This window comes from Streptomyces sp. NRRL B-1140, assembly GCF_001280065.1.
GTDB lineage: Bacteria > Actinomycetota > Actinomycetes > Streptomycetales > Streptomycetaceae > Streptomyces.
Map to the genome: position 1 here is coordinate 62,622 of NZ_LGEA01000101.1, position 22,028 is coordinate 84,649.

Consider the following 22,028-nt stretch of genomic DNA (forward strand, 5'->3'; position numbering starts at 1 on the left):
ATCTTGCGGCACATCTACCGCTGCCCGCTGCGCTGGGCGGACATGGACGCGTACGGCCACGTCAACAACGTGGTGTTCCTCCGCTACCTGGAGGAAGCCCGTATCGACTTCCTGTTCCGCCCGGAGAAGGACTTCAAGCAGGGGTCCGTGGTGGCACGCCATGAGATCGACTACAAGCGGCAGCTCGTGCACCGGCACCACCCGGTGGACATCGAGCTGTGGGTCACCGAGATAAAGGCCGCGTCCTTCACCCTCACCTACGAGGTGAAGGACGACGACCAAGTCTACGTGCGGGCCTCGACGGTGATCGTGCCGTTCGACTTCGAGGCGCAGCGCCCGCGCCGGATCACCGCGGAGGAGCGGGAGTTCCTGCGCGAGTACATGGATGACGCCGAGGAGGAGGCCGTCGCCGCATGACGGTGCTCCACCTCGCCGACGAGGGGGAGGCGGCGGATCTCGCCGCCTTCCTCTCCCGGCTGCTTCACTACGACCGTGGGGCCGCCGTGCGTCTGCAGGCCGCCGGAACCGCACTGGCCGTCTTCGGCCGGCCGCCGTCCTTCGAGGTGCTCGCCGTGCGGGCGGTGCGGCTGGCGAAGCCGTACGAGAAGGGTCTCGACGTCACGCTGGACGTGACCGTGTCCGCCGGTGAGTTCCTGGAGTCGGTGGACGAGAAGGCCGGCACGGCCGTCGTGCCGGGAGCCGTGACCGGGCCGCCGTGGGCGGGTGTGCTGCCGCCCCGGGGCGACTGGCGGGCCGAGCCGGGGCTGCCGGCTCCCAAGGCGCTGCGCGAGCTCGTGGGCTCGGTGGTCGCCGAGTTCCGCTCGCGTACGCAGGCGTTGCCCCCCGAGGGGCGGACGCGGGCCGAGCTGGACCGGATCGGCCGGGACGTCTGGTCCCGTACGGTCGGGGACACCCCGCTCCCGGTCCGGGCCGTGCACGCGGCACAGTCCCTCGGTTTCCTGCGGCCCGGTGTGCCGCCGGCGCTGTTCTCGTCGGGCGCGTGGCTGCGGCTGCGCACGCCGTACGGGTCCGTCGCCGTACGACGTGCCGGGCTCGGGGCGCTGGACGTCAGCGTCCGCTGAGCAGCCCCCCGGGGCGTTACCGGCAGGGCCCCGCAGGCGTCAGCCCGCGGTGTTGACCATCGAGGCCGCCGCGTACGTCAGGTAGTTCCACAACGTGTGCTCGTGCTCCTCGGACAGGCCGAGTTCCTCGACGGCGACCCGCATGTGCTTCAGCCACGCGTCGTGCGCCGCCCGGTCGACGGCGAAGGGAGCGTGCCGCATCCGCAGCCGGGGATGGCCGCGGTTCTCGCTGTACGTCGTGGGGCCGCCCCAGTACTGGATGAGGAACAGCACGAGGCGCTCCTCGGCCGGGCCCAGGTCCTCCTCGGGGTACATCGGCCGCAGCAGCGGGTCCTCGGCGACACCCTCGTAGAAACGGTGGACGAGCCGACGGAAGGTCTCCTCCCCGCCGACCTGCTCGTAGAAGGTCTGCTCCTGAAGCGTGCCGCGCCGAATCTCATTCACGCGATCCATGGTCTCAGACGCCCCGGCATAGGACTCAAGACCTAGGACCCGCCCTTCCTGCCAGGACCCTGCCCCTACTGTGGAGACATGGGCGCACCCGGCAGGGACACCGACTCTCGCGCCGCCGTCGCGCGGGCGGCGCTGGTGCGGCGCATCGAGGCGAGTGGGGCCTGGGCCGCCGACCCACGCTGGCGGGAGGCCTTCGCGGCGGTCCCGCGGCACCTCTTCGTGCCGTACTACTACGTCGGTGTCGCCGGCGGCTACGAACGCCGCTGGGGCGAGAGCGCCGACCCCGGGGCGCGGGAGCGGTGGCTGCGCGGCGCCTACGAGGACACCCCGCTGGCCACCCGGCTGCGCGACGGCGAACTGCTGTCCTCCAGCAGCCAGCCGTCCCTGATGGCCGACATGCTGACCGCGCTGCGCGTCGAGGACGGTCACACGGTCCTGGAGATCGGCGCCGGCACCGGCTACAACGCCGCGCTGCTGGCCCACCGGCTGGGCGACGACAAGGTCACGACCGTCGACCTCGACCCGGAGATCACCGAGTCGGCCCGCCGGCACCTGGACGCGGCCGGATACCACCCGGCGGTCGTCACCGGCGACGGCGCGCGGGGCGTGCCCGAGCGGGCGCCGTTCGACCGGATCATCGCCACCTGCGCCCTGGGCGGCGTCCCGCGCGCCTGGGTGACGCAGAGCCGCCCCGGCGGCCGGATCCTCATGCCGCTCGCCACCGGCCTGATCCTGCTCACGGTGACCGGAGCGGGGCGCGCCGAGGGACGCTTCCTGCACACGCCCGCCTACTTCGTGCCGCTGCGCGGCGCCGGCCGGCCCGGGGGCGAGCCGGTCCAGTTGGGCGGGGTGCCGCACCGGGCCCGCGAGGACGACCTGTTCCGGTTCCTGCTGGCCCTCACCCGGGGCAGCCTGGACCCGCAGGAGGCGCACGCACTGTGGGAGCAGGAGGGCAGGCCACAGCGCGAGCGCTACGGCATCACCGTCGGCGAGGAGACGGAGTGGGCCTGGCTGGACGACCCGGAGGGGCCGTACGCCTGGCCCCTCCCGTCGTGAACGATCTCAGTGACTCCCCAGCGGCCTCAGCCGCGGCGGATCGTGATCGTCGTCCAGGCGCCCACGTGCACCCGGTCGCCGTCCTGCAGGGGAACGGGGACGAAGGGCTGGATCGGTTCGTCCGAGCCGTTGACCGTCGTGCCGTTCGTCGAGTTCTGGTCGACGACCGCCCAGCTGCCGTCCGGCTGCTGGACCAGCACCGCGTGCTGGTGCGAGACGCCCGGGTCCTCCGGCGGCGTCGACAGGTCGATGTCGGGGGTGTCACCGGTGGAGTGCCGGCGGCGGCCGATCGTGAGCTGGTTGCCGGTGAGCGTGCGCTGCTGCTCGGGCGAGTACGCGGGCAGGTTCAGGCCCGCGGCCTCGGGGCCGGAGCGCTGCATCATCGCCATGAAGTAGTCGCGGTCCGGGCCGATGGTCGCGGTCCACGTCGAGGGTCCCTGCGGCGCCTGGGGCTGCTGCGGGAAACCGCCGGGGCCGGGAGGTGCCTGGGTCGCGCCGGGCTGCGGGTAGCCGTAGCCGCCCTGACCGGGGCCGCCGGGGCCGCCCTGGCCGCCCGGGCCGGACGTCGGCGGGGAGATCACCCAGTCGTCGTCACCGCCGCCGAAGGACGGACCGCCCTGCTGCGGGGGACGCTGGGTCTCCTGCGGGAATCCGGGCGGGGCCGGCGGAGCGGATTGGTGGAACGCCTGCGGAGCACCGCCGGGTCCGCCGGGTCCGCCGGGTCCGGGCGGGGGCGGGACCGGCCGCGAGGGGTCGGCACCGAAGCCACCGGGCCCGCCGGGACCACCCGGGCCACCGGGACCACCCGGGCCGGGAGGGCCGCCGAAGCCGCCGGGGCCACCCGGGCCACCGGGACCGGGCGAGGTCGGGGCACCGCCGGGCTGCGGGTAGCCGTAGCCACCGCCCTGAGGGCGGCCGGGGCCACCCGGGCCGGGCCCACCGGGGCCGGGGCGGCCGGACGGGTCGCCGCCGAACGGCGGGATCGGCTCGGCCGGGCGGTTGATCTGCGACGGGCGGGAGCCCTGGTAGTCGAAGGAGTCACCGCCGTACGACGGGCCGGGGGGCGGGCCGCCCTGCCGGCCCGGCGGCTGGAAACGCCCGCCCGGGCCCGGCGGCGGGGCGGCGGGGGTGTACGACGTCGCCGTGTTCGTCAGGAAGTTCCACCGGCACTCCTCGCAGAACGGCGCGCCGCCCTCACGGGGCGTGCGGCACTGCGGGCAGAGCTCCGGCTCGGCGTTCGGTACGGCGGACAGGTGCGGCGGGCGTCCGCCGGGCCGGCCGCCGGGGCCCTGCGGGCCACCCTGGCCTGCGGGGGGCGGGAAGCCGTAGCCACCGGGCGGCGGCGGGGGAGGAGGCGGAGGCACGGCACCCGCCATGCGGTGACCGCAGACCTCGCACCAGTCGTCGGAACCCGACTGGTGTCCGTTCGGGCAGGTCGGCATGTCGGCGCGTCCCTCCTTCGATCTCTTCTAGGTCACTTCTTGACGCGAACGGTCTTGGTGGAACGGGTTTCGAGCGTCATCTCGTCAGCCTCCGCGACCTTCGCCTTCAGTCGCACAGTACCGGTCGCGGCATCGACCACGTCCACCACCTTCGCAAGCAGTTTCGCAGTATCGGCGTTCCCGGAGGCACTCGCGAGCTGAACGGCCCTGCCCAGTTTGGCCGTCGCGCCATCCATATCTCCGGACTTGCGAAGATCCAGCCCCTGTTGGATGACTTGCGCCAGTTCGGCCTGCCCGGTGTAGTGGGCGACCTGAGGGTTGATCGACGTCGAGGCGACCATGTCGTCCGTCCACACGGCCCGTACGAGACCCTGCGCGCCGAGGTTCTGGACGCTGCCGTCGGGCTGCGGAACCACCAGTGAGATCCGGCCCGCCAGCATCTCCTGCCCGATGTTCGCGACCGGGACCTCGACGCAGACGTGGTAGTCACGCGACTCGTCCCCCCAGGAACCGAGGGGGTAGTCGCCCGCGCGCGGACCCGCGTCGGTGCGCCGGCCGGTCAGGTCCTCGACCGTCGGCGCGACCTGCTTGACGAACTTCACGCTCGTGTTGACGGGGGTCCACAGCCGCAGGGAGACGTCCGCGACCTCCTTGCCCATCGCGGTCTCCATCATCCGCGTGAAGTCCGCGGCGAGACCGGCCGGGTCGGCGACGATGTCGGCGGTGCCGAGCAGGGCGGAGGCGATCCCTGTGACTTCTTTCACTTCCCAGTCGGTGCCCACACCCCGCGCATCACAGGTGAAGCGTCCGGCGCACGCGTCGAGCGCGGCCTTCAGGTCCTGGGGCGACTCGTGCTCGTTGCGGCCGTCGGTGAGCAGGATGCCGTGCCGGATCGCGACGTCCGCGGAGGACAGCAGGCGGTCGGCCAGTTTCAGCCAGGTGCCGATGGCCGTGCCACCGCCCGCGCTCAGCGAACGCAGCGCCTGTTTGGCCTGCTCGCGAGTGGTGGCGTCGGCGACCGCGACGCGTCCGCCGCCCGGGTAGACCTCCTTCGCCACGTGCGTCCCGCCGATCACCGCGAAGTGCACGCCGTCGCGCAGGGTGTCGATCGCGGCGGCCGTGGCGTCGCGGGCGTTGCGCATCTTGGTCGGCGGGTAGTCCATCGAGCCCGAGCAGTCGACCATGACCGCCACGGCCGCGGACGGGCCCTGGCCGGGCGAGTAGAGGTGGGGCGCCGCGACCGCGCTGCCGATCGTGCCGCCGCCGGTCGCCGTCACCGTGACGATGGCGTTGACCTCGCCGGCGCCCTCCGGCAGGTACTCGTTCTGGTAGACGTCCACCGAGAACTGGGGCACGTTCGATTTCGAGAAGTTGGCCATGCCTGCTTCGCTCCCCCTCCAAAGCCCCCGCCGCGGCGGGGTGATGACGGTAGGCGGACCGGTCCCCTCCGGTCCGCCGAGGCGTCCGGCGTACGTGGCCTCAGGCCGATCCTGCCCCCTGGGGCACGGCCGGGAACGGCACGAGCGCCACTGTTACGTTGTCGTGGCCCCCGCCGTCGAGGGCGTGGCCGAGCAGCACCCGGGCACTGTGCAGCGGATGGGTGGCGGCGTCGAGCGGGACGACCCGGGCCATCTCCTCGGCCGCCTCCGCGTAGTTCCACAGGCCGTCCGTGCAGACGACCACCACGCCGGGCCGGTCCGGCTTGAACGCGGCGGTGTGCGGTTCCAGTTCGTAGGCGTCCGCGCCGAGCCAGCCGGTGATCGCGTGGGCGCGGTCGTCGGCGTAGGCCTCGGCCTCGTTCATCAGGCCCGCGGCGACCATCTGGGCGGCCCAGGAGTCGTCCTCGGTGAGCCGGGCGGGGGGAGCGCCGCGGTCGACCGGGACCCAGTAGGCGCGGCTGTCGCCGACCCAGCCGACGATCAGCAGGCCGGACGTCACCACGGCGCCGACGATCGTGCAGGCGGGGGCGTTCTGGTGCGGGGCCTGCTCCAGCGCCGTGGCGGGCTCCGCGGCCAGCGAGTTGACGGCGCGCGAGGCGGCGAGGATCGCGTCGTGCATCGCCTGCTGCGGGTGGGTGCCGCGCGGCAGGGCCGCCAGCAGCGTCTCGCTCGCCGCCTTGCACGCCGCCGCGGAGGCGTCGTCGGGGCGGGTCGCCGAGGAGACGCCGTCGCAGACGATCGCGACGGAGGCGGGGGAGCCGTCGGGCAGCGCGGTGGTGCCGATGGCGAACGCGTCCTCGTTGCGGTGGTGGCGCAGGCCGCGGTCGCTGACCGCGGCCACCGGGCCGGACTCCTGCTCCATGTGGTCCCGTTCGCGCGGCTGGGCGTGGCCGCAGTTCTCGCAGTAGCCGTCGTCGTCCACGCGGCCGGCCCGGCAGGCGACGCAGACCTTGCCGCCGGTGCCCGCGGCCTGGGCCGCCGGCTCAGCGGACGCCCGTGGGTCCGGCGCCTGGAGGAGGTACTCGTCGGGCTGTGTCTGGTAGATCTCGGGTGACGCGGCGGGCCCGTCGGCCTGCTGCGGCCGGTCGAACCGCACGCCCCCGCCCGCGGCCGGCGGGGCGCTCGGCGGCGGGGGTGTCTCCGGCGGCAGGGCGGAGCCGCCCGAGTCCGTGCCGGGGAGGTCCGCCGGCAGGTGCACCGCGTCCGGGGCGCCCGCGCCGTCCGGGCCGGGCGCGGGCCACGCCGAGCCGGCGGGGGGCGCCGACGGCGGCTCGGGGTACGCACCGGCCGGGGTGCCCTGGGCGGGCACCGCGCCGTTCATGGCGATGGTCGGGTTGTCCTGCGGCCGCTCCGGCACGGCGGACAGGTCGTATCCGCACGCACCGCAGAAACGGTCACCCGACTCGAGGGGTTCCTCGCAACTCGGGCAGGCGGACAACTGGGGCATCTGCGACATCAACTACACCCACGTCCGGGGGCGGTAACGATTGGCACGTTCCACCAGGTCGATCCTCTCCTCGCCGCCCCGCGCCAGCCGGGCCAGCGTGCGGTACGAGCGTTCCAGACCGAAACGCAGGCCCCGCTCGTCCAGGCCGCTGCCGAGCAGCGTCCGTCCCCCGGCGGCGGGAGGGGCGGAACCCTGGCCCCCGGAGAGTACCCAGTCCAGCGCGCAACCGAGGACTTCGGCCGCCAACTGTTCCCGGCGCGCCGGATCCAGACCGTACGCCTCCAGCGCCTCGACCTGCGCGGCGGCCGCCGCCAGATCCCCCGGGAACGCCGCGTCGGCCGCGGTCGCCGAGCGCTGCCGCAGCCGCGCCCGGACGGCCGCGACGCGCGCCGCCGTGTAGTGGATGGAGGACTCCGGGACCGACTCCAGCGTGCGTACGGCGCCGTGCCGGTCGCCGGTCGCCAGCTGGACGCGGGCCAGGCCGAACGCGGCGCTCACATGGCTCGGGTCGGTCGACCACACCAGCCGGTAGTACTCGGCGGCGTTGTCCGACTGGCCCAGCACCTCCGCGCACAGGCCCAGCGCCAGCTTGGGCGCGATCTCGCCCGGGAAGGCGTCGTAGATCGCGTCGAAGGCGAGGGCTGCCCCCTCGTCGTCGCCGGTCACCAGGGCGGCCAGACCCCGGTACCAGACCACCCGCCAGTCGTCGGGCCGCTCACCCTCCAGCGAGACCAGCGTCTGCAGTGCCGCGGCCGGATCGCCGGTCTCCAGCCAGGCCCGGATCCGCCGCAGCCGTGTCTCGATCGACGGGGCAGGGGCGGCCGCCAGGGCGCCGAGCAGCTCGCCCGGCGCCGAGGTCATCAGACCTGCCAGGAAACCGGCGTTGGGGTCGGTCGGGTCGACGCGCGGGACGGGCAGGGCGAAGGCGGCGGCCGGGGCGTCGACGGGCTTCACGAGGCTGTGCGCGGGGCCGGGCCGCTGCGGGTCGGGCAAGGCGGCGGGAGGCGCGCCACGAGTCCGGGCCCGCGGAACCCGGGCCCCCAGGCGCGACACCTCGCCGTCCAGCCTCGGGAACAACTCCGTGTCCGTGACGCGCAGTTCCGGACCGAAGAGCGTGGACAGGGCGGGGCGGGCGCGGCCCGTCTGGAGTGAGACGACCTCCCGCAGCACACCCGTCAGCTGCTCGGACATCTCCTGCGCCGAGGCGAACCGGCGGGCCGGGTCGGGGTCCGTGGCACGGACCAGGAGCCGGTAGAACGACTCGTACTGCCGGAAGACCTCGATGTGGTCGGGATCGGGCAGGGAGTCGGCGTAGACGTTCGTGTAACCCTGGAAGTCGAAGGTCATGACCGCGAGGGTGCGGGCGACGGTGTACAGGTCGCTCGCCACCGACGGGCCCACCTCGGCCACCTCCGGGGCCTGGTAGCCGACCGTGCCGTAGATGGCCGACTCCTCGTCGTCCATCCTGCGCACCGCGCCCATGTCGATCAGCTTGAGCTGGTCCTCGGTCTGGATGGCGTTGTCGACCTTGAAGTCGCAGTACAGCAGGTTGCGGCTGTGCAGGTGCCCGAGCGCCTCCAGCGCCTCGATGCCGTACGCGCAGGCCTGCTCCACCGGCAGCGGGTCGCGCCTGCCCTGCGGGGTGCGGCGGGCGTTGGCGATCTCCTTGAGCGACTTGCCGCCGACGTACTCCATCACGATGTAGCCGTCGAGGGAGCCCGTGCGCTGGTCCAGGTGCTCCACGAAGTTGTAGATCCGCACGATGTTGGCGTGCTCGATCTCCGCGAGGAACCTCCGCTCGGAGATCGCCGCGGCCATCGCGTCCTGGTCGCCGGTGTCCAGCAGGCCCTTCAGGACCACCCACCGGTCGGACACGGCCCGGTCGACGGCGAGGTAGATCCAGCCGAGCCCGCCGTGCGCCAGGCAGCCGACCACCTCGTACTGGCCGTGCACGACGTCCAGGGCCTTCAGCTTCGGCACGAACGAGTACGGGTGCCCGCACTTGGTGCAGAAGCCCTCCGTGCGGCCCGGCCGGTCGCCGCGGGCCCGGCCCACCGGGGCGCCGCAGTCGGAGCGCGAGCAGAACCGCTTCCGCTCGGGCACCTCGGGGTTGTCCAGGACCATCTCGCGCGGGTCGGGCCGCGGGATCGGCGGCACCTGCACCAGCCCGGCGCCCAGCCGGCCCCGGGATCCCGAGCCGGTGGACGAGCCGGAGCTGCGCACCGACACCGAGCGGCCCGTCGACTTGCCCGACACAGACCGCGACAGACGCCCCGATACCGAGCGGCGGGACTTCGACGACTGGGACGACGTCCGTGAACTGCGGCCGCTGGAGCGGGAACTGCCGCTGCCGGCGGATCCTCCCCGGCCCCCTGCGGTGACGCCGGTGGGAGGCGACCCGACCATGCCCGCGCCGGAGGGGGGACCCCCAGCCGCGACGACCGGGGCCAGACCGCAGGTGTCGCAGTACAGTTCACCGCCGCCGACGTCCTCGTACGTGCCCTCGCAATCCGGCCGCTGACAGGTGCGTGGCGGCCCGCCGGCCGGCTCGTGCGGTGCCCGGCTCATGGACTCCCCCTCGTCGCTCATGCGCCCGGCCCCCTCCGGTCGTCCTCCGGCACGCCCTGCTCCGGCGGCCGCGGGCCCCCGCCGAGCAGCTCCGCTGCCGCGTGCTGGAAGCGCAGCACCGCCTGCTCCGCGGCGCGCAGGTCGCACGGCGCGCTCCACAGCATGCGGCGCGCCTTCTCGTACCGCTCCACCAGCAGTGTGTCCTCGGCGAAGCCGTGCCGGGCGACCTTCGCCTTGTACGCGTCGAGACGGCCGCGCAGCTCGGCGCGGACCGCCAGCGGTGCGGTGACCGCCGTCAACGACTCCCGGGCGCGCAGCAGTTCGTCCTCGGCCTTCTGCTCCAGCGACTCCAGCAGCGGGGACAGCCGGTGCCACTGTGCCTGTCTGCGGTACTCGGCCGCCGCCGCCAGCTGCTCCTGCAGCACGGTCGGCGGTCCGCTGACCACCGGCACCTCCGTCGCCGCGATCTTCGCGAGGACCTCGCCGCGTGCCGTGCGCGCCTCGGCGAGCGTGCGGTCCGCGCGGCTGAGGATGTCCCGCAGCCGCACGATCCGCTTCTCGGCGTCCTGGCGGACCGTCAGCACGGCGTCGATCTCCCGGCGTACGTCCTCAAGGGCGCGGGCCTCGCGGTCGTACACCGTCGTGTCCGGTCTGCCGCCGCCCGGCGCCGAACTGCCCTCCGCGGCCAGCCAGAACGCCAGCGGGTCCGAGACCACCTCCTCGCGCAGCCTGGTCAGGACCCGTGTGATGCGCTCCAGATCGTCACCGGCGGGGTGCTCGCCGGGGCGCACGCCGACCGAGTGGGCGAGCCGGCGGGTGCGCTGGAGCTCGGCCGCGAGCAGGTCTATCCGGGCCGGCAGCGCCGACCAGACCGCGTCCGCGGCGACCACCATGTCCAGGCTCGCCGCGTACAGCTCGTTCATCCGGTCGACGAGGGTGCGCAGCGAGTGGCGTTCGCTGAGCTTGGTCGGACCGGCGTGCAGGGTCGGGGCGTTGGCCGTCGCCGTGGCGCTGCCCGCGACGGTGACCGAGTCGCCGTTCAGGAGCTCCGTCAGCTCCACCAGGTCCTCGCGGCTGGACCAGCGGCGGCGGGCCCGGATGTCCCGGGCGGAGCGCAGCGCGCCCGTGTACGCGTCGAAGTAGGTCCACAGCAGCGTGATCGACGCCTCCGTGGACGTCCAGTGCTCCTTTGTGACGCCGGTGAGCTCGGCGCCCTCCAGGAGTCTGCGGCCCGCGTGGTCCTGCAGGGCGAGGAGCGAGGTCTCGATCGCCTCGTGTTCCGCGCCGAGCCGCGCCAGCGCACGGTCCACCTCGTCCCGGTCCATCACCGGCCCGGTGGGTCCCGTGACGCCCATCGATCACCTCTCGCTGCGGTCGTGCCCGTCGGGGCGTTCTCGGTCGTGGTCCGGCTGCGTGCCGGTCATCAGCTCGTGCGGAGGTATTGCGGTGCCGGTGGTTCCGACTTCTTCGCATCCTTGCCCATGGTGGCCGCCAGCCATCGGTTGTACGACGCCTGCCAGCCGTTCGCGGTGTCCTTGCGGTAGTCGACCAGGATCTGGTTGACCCGGCGTACCAGATCGTCCGCGTCCCTCTTCATCGCCACGCCGTAGTAATCGGTAGTGAAGGCGTCGCCCTTGAGCTGGACCGTCGGATCCTGTGCCGCCTGGCTCGCCGCGAGCGCGCCGTCGGTGACGACGGCGTCGACCTCACCGAGCTGCAGCCTGACCAGACAGTCGAGTTGGTTCGGGACGGCGGTGGATATGTCGGTGTCGGCGGGCAGTTCGCGGGCGTCCTTGTCCGCCTGCAGCCTGGAGTGGGCCGTGGAGCCGGACGCCGTGCAGATCTTGCGGCCCGTGAGCGTGTCGTCGTAGCCCTTGACGGGCGAGGTCTTCGGGGCCAGGACCTGCTGGCCCGTCTTGAAGTAGGGCGCGGAGAACGCCACGTCGTCGATGCGGTCGCATGCGATCGTCATCGTGCGGACGACCATGTCCACGCGGTCGCCCTGGATCGCCGGGATGCGCTGGTCGGTGGGGATCGCCTTGAACTGGACGGCGTCCGGGTCGCCGAGGATGTCCTCGGCGATGCGGTGGACCAGGTCGATGTCGAAGCCCTCGAGCTCCGCGGACTTGCCGCTGTTGGGGTCGCGGTAGCCCCACCGGAAGCTGTTCTGGTCGACGCCCACGATCAGTTTGCGCTTCCCGCCCTCGCGGTCCTTGATCTTCCGGATGGTGTCGCCGTCGGCGGAGGAGGGGGAGAGGGTCTGTTTCTCGGGGTCCTTGCAGTCCTTTTCCGCCTTGGTCTCGGCGGTCCAGGTGGTCGCGGTGGTGTTCCGGGCCGGCGTCGCGTCCGTGGTGAGCGGCAGGCAGAGGGCCACCAGCGCCACCAGGGCGCAGACGACTGCCATCGCGGTCACCCCGCCCCAGCCCTTGAGCGTGTCTCGCACGGTCGTTCCTCCCTTCGCGCCTGGCCCGTTCACCGGTACTCCGACAGTCTGCGGCCGATGCCCAGGACCGCGCCGGCGGCGCCCAGCACCGCCAGTACGGCCACACCGGCCGGCATGCCCGTCAGCGCGTCGCGGCCGTCGCCCGCCGCGCGCTTGAACTCCGTCTCCTCGTGCGCGAGTGCCGTGCGCAGGTTCTCGTCGACGCTGTCGAAGCACTCTCCGGTCGTGTCCTTGTCGCCGATGACCCGTTTCAGCGCCTGCTGGTAGTTGCCGTACTCGTCCTGCTGGCGGGCCGCTGCGTGGCGCTTCTTCCACACCCGCATGTTGCCCGTGGCGGCGCTGACGGGACGCTCGCCCGAGGTGTCGTCGGCCAGCTTCTCGGCTGCCGCCAGGTGGGTGGCGAGAGCCTTGATGTCCTCGCCGAAGTCGTAGTCGTAGGCGTCGTACGTCTTCTCGCCGACCTTCTTCGTCTCCGCGCCGCGGGCCACCAGGGTCAGGTTCTCGTTGCCCCGGGCCTTCAGGGAGGCGATGCGCGCGTCGTGCAGCACCTTCAGTGAGCGGACCCCGTGGTCGAAGGAGTCGTTCAGGCCCGCGCGGGCGACGGTGTGGCCGACGACCAGCCACAGCAGCACGACCGTCGCCGTGGCGGTGGCGGCCACCAGGCCGTGGTTCAGGACCCTGTTCGTGCGCTGGTAGTTGCGGTGCTGGGCCCAGGCGAGGGCGGCCAGGGCGGCGACGCCGAGGGCGATGGCGGCCCAGGGGTAGGGCGTGGCCGCGGCGTAGTCCGCGCCGAGGCGCTGGTTCTCCTTCTTGTACAGGTCCTCCGCCGCCGGGAGCATCTGCTCCTGCATCTTCTCGTTGGCGTAGCGGAGGTAGGCGCCGCCGACGGGGAAGCCCTGCCGGTTGTAGGTGCGGGCGCGCTCCACCAGGCCCTTGTACTCCGGGAGGAGTCGGTTGAGCTCGGCGATGGTCGCCGTGGACGGCGAGTTCGGTTCGGCGTTCGCGGCGGCGTTGACGAGCTTCTCCGCGGCGGTGCGGATGTCGCGCTCGTAGCGGTCGCGGGTGGCGGCCGGTTCCTGGCCGCCGGCGAGGAAGCCGCTGGATGCGGCGGTGTTGGCGTCCGCGAGGGAGCGGTAGATGTCGGCGGCGTCCGAGCTGAGGGGCTGGCTGCGGGTGAGGACGTCGTCGGCGGCGGCCGCCCGGTCGGTCATCTGCCAGGCGGTGACGGAGCCGAAGGCGATGACGAGGAGGGCCAGCAGGGCGCCGATGATGCGCAGGCGTCCGGGCTCGGTGGTGGCGGCGGAGCGGAGTTGGTCGAGACCCTCGGCGAAGGCGGTGCGGCGGGGGCCTGTCGGGGGGCTCGGGGGCGCGGGAGCGTTTCCCGTGGGCCGGGTGGGGGGCGCTGCCTGTGCCGGGACCGCCGGCAGGACGGGCAGGGCCGGACCTGGTGGTGGCGGGCTGCTCTTCGGCGTGTGCGTCACTGTGACCTCCCCCGTGGTCATCCGTCGCCGCAAGTATCGCTGCCGGGACTGACATCCGCACCGGCCTTGCCCTGATCTTGATCGGATCGCAGCGTGGCGCACCACCCCCAGGCGCCACGCCTTGTCCTGGAACACGAACGGGGAGGGTGTTCGGTTCCCGTGGCGCCGGGTGGGGGTGCGGGTGGCCGCGCGGATCGCCGGGTGTGGGTCGGGGCCGCGCCGGGGGTGTCCGTCCTCGGAACGGCGCGATGGGGTGTCACACCGACTGACTGGTGTTGACGCGCCAACCGCTGCGGGCGGACACCCTCCCCGGCACGGCCCCTTCTCGCCGTACGCGGGTGCGGGCGCGTCTCGGCTCGGACCGGCCACACGGACGACGGCCCGGGTGACTCACACGCCGTAGTACCTCCGCAACCGCTCCTGCGCCCCCTCGCCCGGGCCCACCGTGTCCAGGCCCAGCAGCGCCGCCCCCAGGACCGGGCTCGCCGTCACGACTCGGGGGACCGCCTTCGGTGCGCGGTCGGTCAGCAGGCGTTCGATGGGGGCGTTCAGTCGGGCGTGCCGGGCCGCCAGGACGCCGCCACCGAGGAGGACCGGTGCCGGCTCGTCCAGGAGGTCCAGGCGGGTCAGGGCCACCACGGCCATGGAGACCACCTCCTCGGCCTGGCGCCGGATGATCGTCCGGGCGATCGTGTCTCCGTCGGCGGCCGTGGCGAAGAGGACGGGGGTCAGTTCGTGACGGCGGAGTGCGGGGATGTGCCCCAGGTGCAGCGCCTCGACGAGCGCGTACATGGAGGGCAGGGCGAAGTGGGCGGGGAGGGTGTGGGAGAGGGCGGTGGGGGCGCCGCGGCCGTCCTCGGCACGGGACGCGTGCCAGAGGGCCTCCTCGGACAGGCCCCAGCCGCCGCCCCAGTCGCCCGAGACCCTGCCCAGGGCCGGGAAGCGTGCCGTGCGGCCGTCGGGGCGCATGCCCACGCAGTTGATGCCGGCGCCGCAGACGACCGCCACACCGCGGGGTTCGGTGACTCCGGCCCGCAGGATCGCGAAGGTGTCGTTGCGGACCGTCACCGTCGCGCCCCAGGAGCGTGCCCGCAGTGCGGAGGCCAGGCTCTGCTCCTCGACGGGGAAGTCGGCGTTCGCCAGGCACGCCGAGACGTGGGTGACCGACGTGAGTCCGGCGGTGGTGAGGGCCCGCCCCACCGTTTCCGCGAGGGTGTCCATCGCCGTGTCGATGCCCACGGCCGGGGGGCGGAAGCCGCCTCCGCGTGCCGTGGCGAGGACGTCCCCCTCCGCCGTCACGACCGCGACGTCCGTCTTGCTGTTGCCCGCGTCGATGGCGAGGACACGTGCGGTCACGCCCACGTGAGGTGCTCCCGGTTGTGTGCGATCAGCCGGTCCGTGAGCGTCTCGGCGTACGCGTACTGGCCGACCAAGGGGTGGGAGAGGAGGGCGCGGAAGACGCGGTCCCGGCCGCCGAGCAGGGCGGCCTGGAGGGCCAGGTCCTCGTAGGCCGTGACGTCGGCCGTCAGGCCCGCGTAGAGCGGGTCCACGGGCGGGACGGGGAGCGGGGTCGCGCCCTTGGCCCCCACGGCCGCCTGGACCTCGATCACCGCGTCGTCGGGGAGGAACGGCAGCGTGCCCCGGTTGTACGTGTTCACCACCTGGTACGGCGAGCCACCGCCGCCCAGCAGGGCCGCCGCCAGGTCCACCGCCGCCTCCGAGTAGAAGGCACCGCCCCGCTGGGCGAGCAACTCCGGCTTCTCGTCCAGGGCCGGGTCGGCGTACATCGCGAGCAACCGGCGTTCCATCTCGGCGACTTCCGCCGCCCGGGACGGCTTCGTCCCCAGTTCCCGTACGACCTCGTCGTGCGCGTAGTAGTAACGCAGGTAGTAGGAGGGGACCACGCCCAGCGTGTCCAGCAGGGGGCGGGGCAGGCGGAGGTCCGCCGCGATCGTGTCGCCGTGCTCGCCCAGCAGCTTCGGCAGGACGTCCTCGCCTTCCGGGCCGCCGAGGCGTACGGCCGTCTCCCAGGTGAGGTGGTTGAGGCCGACGTGGTCCAGGTGGATCGCGGAGGCCTCCACGGAGAGCAGGGCGGCGAGCTTGCGCTGGAGGCCGATCGCCACGTTGCACAGGCCCACCGCCTTGTGGCCCGCCTGGAGCAGGGCGCGGGTCACGATGCCCACCGGGTTCGTGAAGTCGATGATCCAGGCGCGGGGGTTGGTGCGGCGGACGCGGTCCGCGATGTCCAGGACGACCGGGACCGTGCGCAGGGCCTTGGCCAGGCCGCCGGCGCCGGTGGTCTCCTGTCCCACGCAGCCGCATTCCAGCGGCCAGGTCTCGTCCTGCTCGCGCGCCGCCTGTCCGCCCACGCGCAGTTGCAGGAGGACCGCGTCCGCGCCGTCCACCGCCTCGTCGAGGTCGGAGGTGGTGGTGATGCGGCCCGCGTGGTCCTGGCGGGCGAACATGCGGCGGGCCAGGCCGCCGACCAGGTCGAGGCGGTCCTGGGCGGGGTCCATCAGGACCAGTTCCTCCACGGGCAGGGTGTCCCTCAGGCGGGCGAAGCCGTCCACGAGTTCGGGGGTGTAGGTCGAGCCTCCGCCGACCACGGTGAGTTTCATGTCTAACCCTTCACTCCGGTGAGCGTGACACCCTCGACGAACGCCTTCTGGGCGAAGAAGAACACGAGGATCACGGGGGCCATGACCAGCACGGTGGCGGCCATGGTGAGGTTCCAGTCGGTGTGGTGCGCGCCCTTGAACGACTCCAGGCCGTAGGAGAGCGTCCAGGCGCCCGGGTTCTCCGAGGCGTAGATCTGGGGGCCGAAGTAGTCGTTCCACGCGTAGAAGAACTGGAAGAGCGCCACTGCGGCAATGCCCGGCCTGGCCATCGGCAGAACGACCTTCAGCAGCGTGCGCAGGTCGCCGCAGCCGTCGACCCTCGCCGCGTCCAGGTACTCGTCGGGGATCGTGGTGAGGAACTGGCGCAGCAGGAAGATCGAGAACGCGTCGCCGAACGCCATGGGGATGATCAGCGGCCAGAGCGTGCCGGACAGGTCCAGCTGCTTCGCCCAGAACAGGTACATCGGGATGACGATCACCTGCGGCGGCAGCATCATCATCGAGATGACCAGCATCAGGGCCAGGTTGCGGCCCCGGAAGCGGAACTTGGCCAGGGCGTAGGCCACCGGGAGTGAGGAGACGACCGTGAGGACCGTGCCCAGGCCCGCGTAGATCAGGGTGTTCTTCCACCAGGCGAGGAAGCCGGGGGTGTCGAAGACGGTGGCGTAGTTGCCCCACTCCCAGGTGTGCGGGATCAGGTCGCGGCTGAGCGCCTGGCTGTCGCTCATGAGGGACGTGAGGAGGACGAACACGAAGGGGAGCGCGAAGAACAGGGCCGCCGCGATGCCGAGGGAGTGGATCGCGATCCATTGCAGCAGCGCCCTGTGGCGGGCCGTGCGCTGCGCCGGCGACGGGGGTGTCGCCGGCTCCAGGGGCTTGTCGAGCACCTGCGTCATCGTTCACCTGCCTGGATCAGGCCGCCCCGGCGGCGCATCAGGAGTGCCGTGAAGGCCATGGAGAGGGCGAAGAGGACCAGGGCGACCACACAGGCCGAGCCGTAGTCGAAGCGCTGGAAGCCCAGGTTGTAGACGAGTTGGGGGAGGGTGAGGGTCGACTTGTCGGGGTAGCCGGGCTCGAACAGCGTCCCCGCGCCCTGGATCACGCCCGAGGCGACCTTCCCGGCGATCAGCGGCTGTGTGTAGTACTGCATCGTCTGGATCACGCCTGTGACCACCGCGAACATCACGATCGGCGAGATGGTCGGGAGCGTGACGTAGCGGAAGCGCTGCCAGGGGCTCGCGCCGTCCAGCTCGGCCGCCTCGTACTGCTCCTTCGGCACGTCGAGCAGGGCCGCCATGAAGATGACCATCAGGTCGCCGATGCCCCACAGGGCCAGCAGGGTCAGCGCAGGCTTCGACCAGGCGGGGTCGTTGAACCAGCCGGGGGTGGGGAGTCCGGCCTTCTCCAGGATCGAGTTCACCGGGCCCGTGCCGGGGTTGAGGAGGAAGGCGAAGGCCATCGTGGCCGCCACGGGCGGGGCCAGGTACGGCAGGTAGAAGAGGGTGCGGAAGACGCCCGTGGCCGTCTTGACCTTGGTGATGAGCAGGCCCACGCCCAGGCCGAAGGCGACCCGGAGCGTGACCATGACGACGACCAGCCACAGGGTGTTGCGCAGGGCGGGCCAGAAGAGGGGGTAGTGCTCGACGACGTACACCCAGTTCTTCGTGCCGCTCCACGTGGGCGGCTTGAAGCCGTCGTAGTGCATGAAGGAGAAGTAGACGGTGGAGAGCAGGGGATAGGCGAAGAAGACCGTGAAGCCGATCAGCCAGGGGGAGAGGAAGGCGAGGGTGCGCAGGGTCGAGCGGCGGTGTTTCGCCCGCAGTGTGCAGGTGCTCATGGGCTACTTCGCCTGCGCGATGTCCGTGTCGATCTGCCGGGCGGTTTCCCGGAGGCCCTTCCTCAGATCGGTCGCCTTGCCGCTCTCGTAGTCGTAGCCGAACTGCTGGATCGTGGTGAGGTACACACCGCCGTTGACGGAGGCGGGGGCCGTCGTGGAGTCCGGGTTCGCCGCGATCTCCAGGAACGTCTTGAAACGCGGGTCGTACTTCAGCTTCGGGGACTTCAGGGCCGCCAGCGTCGAGGGCACGTTGTGGATGGCGTTGGAGAAGTTCACCACCGCGTCGGTGTTCGTGGAGATGTACTTCACCAGCTCCCAGGCGGCGTTCTGCTTCCGGCTGGTCGCCGCGATACCGGCGATGGTGCCGGTGATGTAGCCCTTGCCGTACTCGTCGGCCCGGTCGTCGGGGACGGGCAGCGGGGCGACGCCGATGCCGAACTTCGGCTTGGTGGCCAGGGCCATGCCCAGGCGCCACTCGCCGTCGAGCTGCATGGCGACCTGGCCGGTGTGGAAGGGGTGCTTGGGGCCCCATTCGTCGCCGAGCTTCGAGCGGTAGGTCTCCAGCTTGCGGTAGCCGCCGAGTGAGTCGACCAGTTTCTTCTGGACCGTGAAGGCCTGGGCGAAGGCGGGGTCCTTCGCGACGTTCGACTTGCCGTTCCTGTCGAAGTACTTCGGGGAGAACTGGCCGAGGTAGTGCTCGGTGGTGGTCTCCCAGCCGTGGTAGTTCGGCATGAAGCCGAGCTGCTGGTAGGTGTCGCCCTGGGGGATCGTCAGTTTCTCGGCGTCCTTCTCGAATTCCGACCAGGTCTTCGGCGGGCTGGTGATGCCGGCCTTCTTGAACGCTGTCTTGTTGTAGTAGAGGCCGTACGCGTCGCCGAGCAGGGGGACCGTGCAGCGGTTGCCCTCGAACCGGGTGTATTCGCTCATCGCCTTCGGGAAGGTCCGCTGCGGGTCGATGCCCGACTTCTCGAAGAACGGGTCGAGATCGACCAGGGCGCCCGAGGAACAGAACTTTCCGACGCTGTTCGTGGTGAACGACGAGATCACGTCCGGGGCCTTGGCGCCCCCGGTGCGCAGGGCCTGGTTCATCTTGTCGTCCGTCATGTTGCCGACGACGTCGACGTGGATGTGGGGGTGCGTCTTCTCGAATCCGGCGACCAGGTCCTTGACGGCCTTCACCTCCGAGGGCGCGCTCCAGGCGTGCCAGAAGGTGAGGGTCGTCTCCTTGGACGCGTCGTCGCTCGCGCCCGCGCCCGACTGGCCGGTGCAGGCCGTGGCGAGGAGGGCGAGGGAGGAGCAGGCGGCGAGCGCAAACTTCGCTTTTCTGGATTTTCCGGGCATGGCGGAGCTCCCTGGGGCACGGGGGAAGAAGGGGATTACCGGGAGGGGGTGGGTCAGCGGGAGGTGTCGAAGACCTCGTCGCGGGTGGTCGCGAGCGCGCTCTCCAGCGCGCCGCGCAGCACGGGGTGTTCACGGACGTCGCCCACGACCAGGCGCGGGCGGGACGCGGCCAGCTCTTCCAGTTCGGCCTGGACGAGGGCGCGCAGCGGCTCACCGCCCGAGGTGAGGACGGCTCCGCTCAGCACCACGAGCTCGGGGTCGAGGATCGAGACCAGCGAGGCCAGACCGGTGGCCAGCCGGGTCGCGTAAGTCTGCAGGAGGTGCCGGTGGGCGTCGTCGCCCGACCGGGCCGCCCTCGCCAGCAGTTCGGCGGCCGCCTCGGCGTACGGGCCCTGCGGGGCGCCCTCGATGCCCAGTTCGCGGGCCAGGCGCGGGACGACCTGGGAGCCGGCCAGCTCCTGGTAGCCGCCGCTGTTGGCCTTGGTGACCCGGCGGACCAGGGGCGTGCCCGGCACCGGCAGGAAGCCGACCTCGCCGGCGCCGCCGGTCCAGCCGCGGTGCAGCCGGCCGCCGAGGACCAGGGCGGCGCCCAGGCCCTCCTGGTTCCACAGCAGCACGAAGTCCGCGTGGCCCCGGGCCGCCCCGAGGCGCTGTTCGGCGAGTGCGACCAGGTTGACGTCGTTCTCGTACTCGAACGGCATCGGCAGCGCGGCGGCGAGCTCGTCCAGCAGGGTGGGGGAGTGCCAGCCCGGGAGGTGGGCGGCGTAGCGCAGCCGGCCGGTGGCGGGGTCGAAGGCGCCGGGGGTGCCGATGACCAGGCGGTGGATGTCGTCCCGGGCGAGACCGGCCGCCTTCACCGCGCCGTCCAGGGCATCGGTGACCTGCTGGACGACCGGGGTGCCGGTGCGCCTGCCGGGGGTGGGCAGCTCGTGGCGGCCGACGGTGCGGCCGGTGATGTCGGCGACGGCGGCGAGGATCCGCTGCGGGGTGACGTCGAGTCCGGCGGCGTGACCGGCCGCTGGGTTGACCTCGTAGAGCTGGGCGCTCGGGCCGGGCCGGCCTTCGGTGGTGCCGGTGGCCAGCACGAGACCCGCCGCCTCCAGGCGGGCCAGGAGCTGGGAGGCGGTCGGCTTGGACAGGCCGGTGAGCTTGCCGATCCGGGTGCGGGACAGGGGCCCGTGCTCCAGCAGCAGGTCCAGGGCGGCCCGGTCGTTCATGGCGCGCAGGACGCGCGGGGTGCCCGGCGTGCCGGCGGTTCCTGCCATGCGTGTCCACACCTGCCCTTCGGCTGCTCAGCTTCTCAGTGATCGGGCGGGGAAGTCCATCGGGGAGCAACCCGCCCGACCACTGTTAGGAAAGTTTCCTATCGATGGGAGGAAAGTAGGCCCCCGTCGTGCGGGCGTCAAGAGGGGACGGCCCGTCGCCATCCGGACACACCGGAGGGCGGTGTCCGGCCGGACCGGACACCGCCCTCTCCGCGTACGGGCGGGTGCCGCTACTTCGTGGTGCTCGTCGGCGCGGGGGGAGTGAGCGGGGACGCCGCCGCCGACTGCGGGGACCCCGTGTTCGCGTACACCGACGGCGCGGCCATGCCCGCCGTCGGGTCGACGGGCTGCTCCTCCACCGAGGCCGTGGCTCCGCCGACGATCCGGATGTCCGCCGCGTCGAAGGCACGCTTGACGCGCCAGCGCAGTTCGCGCTCCACGGTCAGGGATTTGCCGGGCATCGTCTTGGCGGTGACGCGCACGACCATGGAGTCCAGCAGCACGCTGTCCAGACCGAGGACCTCGATCGGGCCCCACAGCAGTTCGTTCCAGGGCTCCTCGGCGCTCATCTTCTCGGCGACCTCGTCCAGGGTGGCCTTCACCTTGTCCAGGTCCTCCCCGGCGTGGACGGTGACGTCGACGTTGGCCGTGGCCCAGCCCTGCGAGAGGTTGCCGATGCGCTTGACCTCGCCGTTGCGGACGTACCAGATCTCGCCGCCGTCGCCGCGCAGCTTGGTCACGCGCAGGCCGACCTCGATCACCTCGCCGGAGGCGACGCCGGCGTCGATCGTGTCGCCGACGCCGTACTGGTCCTCCAGGATCATGAAGACGCCGGACAGGAAGTCCGTGACGAGGTTGCGGGCGCCGAAGCCGATCGCCACACCGGCGACACCGGCCGAGGCGAGCAGCGGAGCGAGGTTGATCTGGAAGGTGCCGAGGATCATCAGCGCGGCGGTGCCGATGATCAGGAACGACGCCACCGAACGCAGCACCGAGCCGATGGCCTGCGAGCGCTGTCGCCGGCGCTCGACGTTCACGAGCAGGCCGCCGAGCGCGCTGCCGTCGACGGACTGCACGGTCCGGTTCATGCGGTCGATCAGCTTGGTGATCGCCCGGCGTACGACGACCCTCAGCACCGCGGCTATCACCACGATGAGCAGGACCCTCAGCCCGATCGCCAGCCACGTCGACCAGTTCTGCTCGACCCAGCCGGCGGCGTTCGTGGCGCTCTCCTGGGCGTCCTGGAGCGAAGGCACTCTCGGGGACTGGGATTCCGAGGGGGTCGGCGACGGTGACGGGTCGGCGGCCATCAGGACGGCGTCCGCGAGGGACAAGGACACGGCAGGTACCTCCAGGTGCAGCGGTCCGCCCCGGTGCGGTGATTCAGGGGGTCAAGGTCACGGCAGGGTCACCGAAGGGGCAGAACCACCACACTAACGGGGCATTGTGTGTGCTCTCGCGGAATGTGTGAAGGAGAGACCGTGCTCACCTGGGCTTGAACGGGCCATGATCCGGGGGATGAATGGGATGTGGTCGAAAACACTCCCAGCCCGTTA

18 protein-coding genes are annotated in these 22,028 nt (G+C 72.3%); 3 read left to right on the plus strand and 15 right to left on the minus strand.

The annotated features are described in order from the left end of the window. The first annotated feature begins 3 nt into the window (after window positions 1-3). Window positions 4-417 (plus strand): acyl-CoA thioesterase, encoded by a 414-nt coding sequence (locus ADK65_RS20420; RefSeq protein ID WP_053671757.1) that lies wholly within the window; start codon window positions 4-6, stop codon window positions 415-417. After that, on the plus strand, window positions 414-1,082 hold the full coding sequence (locus ADK65_RS20425) for a hypothetical protein (protein ID WP_053671758.1): 669 nt from the start codon (window positions 414-416) through the stop codon (window positions 1,080-1,082). The genes ADK65_RS20420 and ADK65_RS20425 overlap by 4 nt, the downstream gene beginning before the upstream one ends. A 39-nt stretch (window positions 1,083-1,121) precedes the next feature. Here ADK65_RS20425 and ADK65_RS20430 read toward each other — a convergent pair whose 3' ends face one another. Then, window positions 1,122-1,535 (minus strand): globin, encoded by a 414-nt coding sequence (locus ADK65_RS20430; RefSeq protein WP_053671759.1) that lies wholly within the window; start codon window positions 1,533-1,535, stop codon window positions 1,122-1,124. A 78-nt stretch (window positions 1,536-1,613) separates the two neighbouring features. Here ADK65_RS20430 and ADK65_RS20435 point away from each other — a divergent pair, with 78 nt between their 5' ends. After that, the gene (locus ADK65_RS20435; RefSeq protein ID WP_053671760.1) at window positions 1,614-2,591 is read left to right on the plus strand and encodes a methyltransferase domain-containing protein; all 978 of its coding nucleotides are present in this window, start codon (window positions 1,614-1,616) and stop codon (window positions 2,589-2,591) included. A 26-nt stretch (window positions 2,592-2,617) separates the two neighbouring features. Here the strand turns inward: ADK65_RS20435 and ADK65_RS20440 are convergent, their stop codons facing one another. From ADK65_RS20440 to ADK65_RS20505, 14 genes are all read right to left on the minus strand, one after another. Beyond that, window positions 2,618-4,033: an FHA domain-containing protein gene (locus ADK65_RS20440; RefSeq protein WP_053671761.1), complete on the minus strand. Its 1,416-nt coding sequence runs from the start codon at window positions 4,031-4,033 to the stop codon at window positions 2,618-2,620. A 32-nt stretch (window positions 4,034-4,065) separates the two neighbouring features. Further along, complete coding sequence (locus tag ADK65_RS20445) at window positions 4,066-5,412, minus strand: vWA domain-containing protein (RefSeq protein ID WP_053671762.1); 1,347 nt, start codon at window positions 5,410-5,412, stop codon at window positions 4,066-4,068. 100 nt (window positions 5,413-5,512) lie between these two features. Continuing rightward, window positions 5,513-6,928 (minus strand): PP2C family serine/threonine-protein phosphatase, encoded by a 1,416-nt coding sequence (locus ADK65_RS20450; protein WP_107092340.1) that lies wholly within the window; start codon window positions 6,926-6,928, stop codon window positions 5,513-5,515. Window positions 6,929-6,931: 3 nt separating this feature from the next. Further along, entirely contained in the window at window positions 6,932-9,487 is a 2,556-nt protein-coding gene (locus ADK65_RS20455) for a serine/threonine-protein kinase (protein ID WP_063788039.1), read from the minus strand. A 17-nt stretch (window positions 9,488-9,504) separates the two neighbouring features. Then, on the minus strand, window positions 9,505-10,842 hold the full coding sequence (locus tag ADK65_RS20460; RefSeq protein ID WP_053671765.1) for a hypothetical protein: 1,338 nt from the start codon (window positions 10,840-10,842) through the stop codon (window positions 9,505-9,507). 68 nt (window positions 10,843-10,910) lie between these two features. Further along, entirely contained in the window at window positions 10,911-11,891 is a 981-nt protein-coding gene (locus ADK65_RS20465; protein ID WP_107092344.1) for a glutamate ABC transporter substrate-binding protein, read from the minus strand. 68 nt (window positions 11,892-11,959) lie between these two features. Then, window positions 11,960-13,411 (minus strand): hypothetical protein, encoded by a 1,452-nt coding sequence (locus tag ADK65_RS20470; RefSeq protein ID WP_053671766.1) that lies wholly within the window; start codon window positions 13,409-13,411, stop codon window positions 11,960-11,962. A 390-nt stretch (window positions 13,412-13,801) separates the two neighbouring features. Beyond that, window positions 13,802-14,773 carry an N-acetylglucosamine kinase gene (locus tag ADK65_RS20475; protein WP_053671767.1) on the minus strand — a complete coding sequence of 324 codons (972 nt, stop codon included), beginning with the start codon at window positions 14,771-14,773 and terminating at the stop codon, window positions 13,802-13,804. Next, window positions 14,764-16,029 (minus strand): 6-phospho-beta-glucosidase, encoded by a 1,266-nt coding sequence (locus ADK65_RS20480; protein WP_053671768.1) that lies wholly within the window; start codon window positions 16,027-16,029, stop codon window positions 14,764-14,766. Before ADK65_RS20480 ends, ADK65_RS20475 begins: the two co-directional genes overlap by 10 nt. A 2-nt stretch (window positions 16,030-16,031) precedes the next feature. Beyond that, window positions 16,032-16,925 carry a carbohydrate ABC transporter permease gene (locus ADK65_RS20485; RefSeq protein WP_053671769.1) on the minus strand — a complete coding sequence of 298 codons (894 nt, stop codon included), beginning with the start codon at window positions 16,923-16,925 and terminating at the stop codon, window positions 16,032-16,034. Further along, on the minus strand, window positions 16,922-17,866 hold the full coding sequence (locus tag ADK65_RS20490; protein WP_053671770.1) for a carbohydrate ABC transporter permease: 945 nt from the start codon (window positions 17,864-17,866) through the stop codon (window positions 16,922-16,924). Before ADK65_RS20490 ends, ADK65_RS20485 begins: the two co-directional genes overlap by 4 nt. A 3-nt stretch (window positions 17,867-17,869) precedes the next feature. Further along, window positions 17,870-19,207: an ABC transporter substrate-binding protein gene (locus ADK65_RS20495; protein WP_053671771.1), complete on the minus strand. Its 1,338-nt coding sequence runs from the start codon at window positions 19,205-19,207 to the stop codon at window positions 17,870-17,872. A 53-nt stretch (window positions 19,208-19,260) separates the two neighbouring features. After that, window positions 19,261-20,472, minus strand: a complete 1,212-nt coding sequence (locus tag ADK65_RS20500; protein ID WP_053671772.1) for an ROK family transcriptional regulator — start codon at window positions 20,470-20,472, stop codon at window positions 19,261-19,263. A 230-nt stretch (window positions 20,473-20,702) separates the two neighbouring features. Then, complete coding sequence (locus ADK65_RS20505) at window positions 20,703-21,782, minus strand: mechanosensitive ion channel family protein (protein WP_053671832.1); 1,080 nt, start codon at window positions 21,780-21,782, stop codon at window positions 20,703-20,705. Window positions 21,783-22,028: the final 246 nt, after the last annotated feature.